Raw genomic sequence first — 3,094 nt, forward strand, 5'->3', positions numbered from 1 at the left:
GGTTGTCGGGACAGACCGACGGCCGGGCCGCCGCGTCCCGGGCGGTCGCGGCGTCCTGGGTGGTGGCGGAGCCTTGGGAGGCCACGGCGTTTTGGGTGGTGGTGTGGAGGTCGATGTTGTCGAGGACAAGGATGGGGATGGGGATGGGGGTGGGGGTGGTGGGGACGAGTTCGTGGGTGTCGGTGTCGGCCAGGATCAGGTGTGGCCGGGCGGTGGGGAGGATGTGTGGGAGGCGGCTGCGGGCGTAGGCGGGGTCGACGGGGAGGTAGGCGCCGCCCGCCTTGAGTACGCCCAGGAGGGCCACGACCATGGTGGAGGTGCGGGGTAGGACCACGCTCACCACGGTCTCCGGGCCCACCCCGTGTGCCGTCAGCTCCACGGCGAGCCGTTCGGCGCGGGCGTCCAGCTCGGCGTAGGTGAGGGTCTCACCCGCGGTGACCACCGCGACCGCGTCCGGCGTCCGCGCCGCCTGCGCCTCGACGAGCTCGATGAGCGTGGCGTGGCGCACCTGGGCCGCCGTGTCCTCGAACCCGGTCAGCAGTCGGTCGCGTTCGGCCGGCTCCAGGGAGTCGAGCTGTGCGACCCTCAGCTCGGGGGTGGTCGCCAGTTGCCGCAGGATACGCAGGAGACGGGCCGCGTACCCCTCCACCGTGTCACGGTCGAAGAAGCCCGGCGCGTACTGGATCATGAGCTGGAGGTGCGGCTCGGGCGCCGCCGCCAGGCACAAGGGGTAGTTGTTGCCCGCGGACGGGAGGAAGCCGGTGAAGGTGATCCCCGCCGTGGCATCGGTGGCGACCGTAAGGCCGTCGCGGTCGATGGGGAACGACTCGAAGACGACCAGGGTGTCGAAGAGGGACTGCACGCCGACGGACTTCTGGATCTCGGTGAGCCCGTAGTAGTGGTACTCCACAAGGCCGGCCTGCTGGTCCTGCAGCCGGGTGACGACCTCGGCGAGGGTGTCAGCGGGTGTGTGGCTGACCCGGACGGGAACGCTGTTGATGAACATCCCGACCATCGACTCGACGTCCGCCACCGCGGGCGGGCGGCCGGAGACGGTGGCGCCGAAGACCACGTCCTGACGGCCGGTGAGCTGGCTGAGTAACAGCGCCCAGGCGCCCTGGACCAGGCTGTTGACGGTGATGCCCAGTTCGGCGGCACGGTGGCTCAGCTCACGCGCCTCATCGGGCGGGAGGGCGATGTCGACCTGGCCGCGGCCGCCGTGGTCCGCGCCCGCGGAGTCGGGAGCGAGCAGGGTCGGCCCCTCCAGCCCTTCGAGTTCGGCCGTCCACACCCGCGCCGCCTCGTCCCGGTCCTGACGGGCGAGCCAGGCGAGGAACTCGCCGTAGTTACTGGCTTGGGGCGGACCGGCCCGGTCACCGTCGGAGGCGTAGAGCAGCAGCAGATCCCGCATCAGCAACGGCGTGGACCAGCCATCGAACAGCGTGTGATGGGCGGTCAGCACGAGTTCGGGCCGATCGGGCTCGAAAAGGGCGAGTGCCAGCCGGAAGAGTGGTGGGTTACCCATGTCGAAACGGGTGGCCCTGTCTTGTGCCAGGAAGCGTTCGAACGTCTCGGTGCGCTCCGCCTCGTCGGCGTCGCTCAGGTCGAGGTACTGCCACGGCAGGGTGACCGTTTCCGGCACCACCTGAACGACGTCGCCGTCCGCTTGGTGGACGAAGGCCGCGCGGAGGACGTCGTGGCGCTCCAGCAGTGCCTGCCCGGCCCGGCGCATCCGCTCCGGATCGACGCCGCCGGACAGGCGGACCACCAATTGCACCTGGTAGGGGTCGTTTGCTGCCTCGGCCATCATGGTGTGGAAGAGGATCCCGGACTGTGCCGGGGTGGCCGGCCACAGGTGGGTCAGCTTGCCGAGGCGGGTCTCCCAGGTGTCGATCTCCTCCTGGCGTACGTCGATCAGGGGTGCCTCGCTGGGGGTGAGCCCGCCGGCGTCGGGGCTCGCGGTGTGACGGGCGAGGGCGGTGAGTGCCTGGACCCACAACCCGGCCAACTCGCTCACCTCCTCGCGGGAGAGCACACCGGTGGGGAAGCCGAAGTAGGCGGTCAGCTCCTCACCCTCGGGGGTGTGGACGGCCACGGTGTTGATCTCCAGGGCCGACAGCACCGGCATATCCCCGTCAGGCGCGGCGATCACCTCCTGGTGGGTGGAGTCCGGGGCCCAGCCCAGACCGCGTAGTTCCTGGGGGATGTCCGCGCTGGAGGCCTTGCCGAGGTAGTTGAACCCGATCCGCGGCTGGCGCTCCTGGGCCAGAACGGCCGCGGTCTCGGGGTTGAGATGCCGCAGCAGGCCGTAGCCCATGCCGTTGTCCGGCACCGCGCGCAGCTGTTCCTTGATGGTTTTGAGTGCCTTTCCGGCGGCTGGGCCGCCGGCGAAGGCGTCTGCGAGGTCGATGCCGGTGATGTCCAGTCGTACGGGGAACATCGCGGTGAGCCATCCGAGGGTGTGGGACAGGTCGGCGCCGGGGATCAGCTGTTCTTGTCTGCCGTGTCCTTCGAGTCGGATCAGCGTCGAGGTGGCGGACACGCCGCGTGTCTGGTGCCAGCGTGCCAGGGCCAGGGCGAGGCCGGTCAGCAGTCCGTCGTCGACACCGCCGCGGAACACCGTAGGCACCGTGTTCAGGAGCAGGTCGGTCACGTCGGCGGGCACCTGGATGTGGACGGTGTCCACACTCGCGGCACTGTCGCGTGTCGCGTCGAGTTCCCGTGCGCCCAGTACCGGCTCGTCCCCGGCCAGGATGTGCTGCCACACGGGGAGTTGCGCCACCCGTGTCGGAGCGGTCGCCTCTTCGGCCAGCGCGTGCGCCCACCGCCGCAACGAGGTACCCACCGGCGCCGATTGCCAGGCGGTACCGGAGATACCCACCCGTGCTGGGTGCCGGGCGTCGGAGGTACCCACCCGTGCTGGGTGCCGGGTGGTGTCGGAGGTACCCACCGGTGCTGGGTGCCGGGCGTCGGTGGTACCCACCGGTGCTGGTTGCCGGGTGGTGTTGGAGGTGCCCGCGGGTGTTGGTTGCCGGGTGGTGCTCTCGTGGATCTGCTGCCAGGCCGAGATCAGGTCCGGTATCAGGATCCGCCA

At 70.3% G+C, this 3,094-nt stretch carries 1 protein-coding gene; it reads right to left on the reverse strand.

Annotation, left to right across the window (positions count from 1 at the left end; translation table 11 throughout):
• Positions 1-3,094 (reverse strand): condensation domain-containing protein (locus tag NBG84_RS16915; protein WP_250920298.1); only part of this gene is annotated, 3,094 nt, incomplete at both ends.

It is taken from the genome of Streptomyces albipurpureus (genome assembly GCF_023701525.1).
GTDB classification, from domain to species: Bacteria; Actinomycetota; Actinomycetes; order Streptomycetales; family Streptomycetaceae; genus Streptomyces; species Streptomyces albipurpureus.